Genomic DNA, 2,862 nt, shown 5'->3' on the forward strand with positions numbered 1-2,862 from the left:
GCGTCGTGGGCTCGTGCTGTTGCGAGGATGATGCTATCAGCCATTGCAATTTTAAATTCTGTTGAAAGTTTGGCAGCTTGCAGAGCAATGGATGTTGTCAAATCGGCAATTTGTCCTCGCTGCATATCGCCAATAAAGACCAGTGCAGTATGCTCATCGCGCAAATTCATGATGCGTTTGAAAACTTCGTAGATGACCACAGCGGGAACAATCAAGTTCTCAGCATCTTCAATGATGGGCGCAAAAAAGGATGCGTTTTCGCCATCGGCAAAATACTCCAGCCAGCCAGAAGAATCGACGACGTTCATAATTCCCTGTCCACCTTTTCGCGTTGGGGATCAGTGTCGATGCCCTTGAGCATTCCCCGCGCCTCCTGAATGGGGCGGATAGGGATCATGACAATATGCTGTCCATATTCGATCATTTGCATTTTTTGACCAGGCTGAATGTGAAGTGCTTGGCGCACCTTTTGGGGGATGACCACCTGATATTTGGTAGAAACGGTTACGGTATTCATACAAATCTCCTATCGAACGTGAAATCGTAATACAATTTTATCATAGGACGATTAAAATACAACCAACTTTTCCGCAAAACTCAAGACATCATTGATCTGTTCTTTGCTGAAAAGTCGTTCCACAGCATCTTCCCCAAAGCTGGTTAGAGGCGGGTCGTAGAAATCGGCGCGTCTAAGGTGGCGTTTCTGCAAAAAGACCGACTGCACCGCCCGCAAAAAACCGATCTGGGCGGCGTTGAAAAGCTGGCTTTCGATATAGCCCGCAAACTGGCGTTTGACGATCTCCTGATAGTTGGGAATGCCTTCGATTTCCAGCAGCTCGCGCAAAAATTCAAGGAAACTGTCCACTTGCAGGCGGTAGGCTTTGCGGATATTTTCTTCGCTCAATGCCAGATCGCTTTTGCCGAGTTCTTCGCGCAGGGTGCGCTCCAGTTCGAGCAACTGCATATCGCTGACCGCATCGCCGCGCTCAATTGCTGTAATGGTCGGGTGCTCGGCAACCAAATCCAGCACGCGCTGGTTGACCTGCTGGCGATATTCTTCGTAATAGATCGGCTGCTCGCGGTTTTGCAGGATTAAATAACCGCGCGTTTCGATCATGTCTTTTAGATCGATTTCAAGCGGAGCATTTTCTTCTCGAACTCGATAACGCATCTGGTCTGCCAGCGAGGCAATGATCTCATCCAGTTCATCGGGGGAGGCAGTTTTGATCGCTGGGGATAAACAGATGTCACGCAAGGTTTCGCGGCTGGGTTCCGCTTCATAAACGAATTTTGGCAAACGACTGACATCTTCCGCAACCGATTGGGCGGATTTAGCAACATCCTTGCCCTGCAAGATTTGCAGCTTGAGCCGCTCCACTTTGCTGGTGAAGGTCGCCGCCTGCACATCCGTCCCTGCCGCGAAACGCAGCAAAGGTCCCACATGCAGTTTGAGAAACTCAAGATCGGTATGCGTTACATACGCCCAAAAGGGATTGTCCCAAGCGCGTTCCACGAGCGGCATAGTCTTCTGCACCGTGAAATTCTCCAACGGGATCAATCCGATCATCTGGCGCAGGTCGGCGATGGTCTTTTTGAAAGCATCCGTATTTTGGTCGTCGATGAAATGTTCCAGGAGTTTTAGGCGCGTATTGAAAATCGAAACCAAGACTGGCAGGCTTTGGGCGATCTCTTTCTCTGGGGGTTTGTTGAAATCATTCTCCCAGAAGTCAATGATCAAAAAGCCGTCTTTGTGGCCGTTTGGCAGTAGCTGAGTCATCTTGCAGGTCTCGTGAACGCGTGTGCCGCGTCCAATCATTTGCTCCAATTTGATCCGTGACTGGATCGGTCGCATAAAGACCAGATTCGTCACTTCGGGGACATTCACGCCCGTTTCGAGCATATCCACAGAGATGGCGATGCGCGGCATCTCTTCCTTCTTGAATTTCTCTATGGCCCGCCCTTTGTAATCTGATTTGTGGGTGATGACCTGCGTCAACCCAATATGTTCGGGATACATCTCTTCAAAGACAGATTCCAACCGAACGGCGTGATCCTGGGTCATCGCGAAGACAATCGTCTTGCCCGGGAGTTGCCCTGATTGATCCTTGCGGCAGACTTCCCAGAACTCTTCCCATTGCTCGCGTAAGGTGCCGCGGTTGCTTACCTTGCGCTCCAGTTCGGTGCCGGAGAAATCTATCTCATCCGGATCAAGGCCCTTGTCAATCAAAGTATTGCGCTCTTCCTCGCTCAAGTCCACGCCGCGGATGCCCTTTCGCTGGAAGCGAGTGCGCGCCTTGTAGAGGTCGTAATCCACCAGATAGCCATCATCGATGGCTTCTTTGTAAGAGTACAAGAAGGTCGGAATCCCATCCGGGCAGCCAAACTCGGTGAAGGTATTACGATCAATGAAACCCGCGGGGGTGGCGGTCAAGCCGATCATGCGCCCATCAAAGTATTGCAGCACATCATTCCATTTATTGAAGATTGAGCGATGAACTTCATCGAAGATGATCAGATCGAAGAAGGCGGGGGTGAACGCACGAAAACAATTATTCAGCGTTTGCAGCGTGGAAACATACAGGCGGCTGGTCTTTTCGATCTTATGGGTGTAGATGCGCGTGGCTGGCTCGTCAGGCAGATGCTCTTTAAAACCTTCATCCAATGCTTGCTGCACCAAAGGGACACGATCTGCTACGAATAAAATCCGCTGGGCCTGATTGGATTTCAGGAATACATCCACCAGAGACATGGCTGTGCGCGTTTTTCCCGTCCCTGTCGCCATAGTGAGCAAAACCTGGCGTTTACCTTGCGTAAAAGCCTCCGCAACACGCTGGATGGCCTCTAATTGATAGGCACGATTAG

General features: G+C 50.5%; 3 protein-coding genes. All 3 read right to left on the minus strand.

Features of this window, described 5'->3' with window-relative positions; genetic code table 11:
• The coding region (locus AC3DOM_RS16915; RefSeq protein ID WP_487920211.1) for a PIN domain-containing protein at window positions 1-308 on the minus strand (308 nt) is incomplete at its 3' end.
• Window positions 305-517 carry an AbrB/MazE/SpoVT family DNA-binding domain-containing protein gene (locus tag AC3DOM_RS16920; protein ID WP_487920212.1) on the minus strand — a complete coding sequence of 71 codons (213 nt, stop codon included), beginning with the start codon at window positions 515-517 and terminating at the stop codon, window positions 305-307. The genes AC3DOM_RS16920 and AC3DOM_RS16915, both read right to left, overlap by 4 nt.
• Window positions 518-568: 51 nt before the next feature.
• Window positions 569-2,862: DEAD/DEAH box helicase family protein (locus AC3DOM_RS16925; RefSeq protein ID WP_487920213.1), on the minus strand; the 2,294-nt coding region annotated here is incomplete at its 5' end.

The organism is Candidatus Desulfolinea nitratireducens (genome assembly GCF_982879505.1).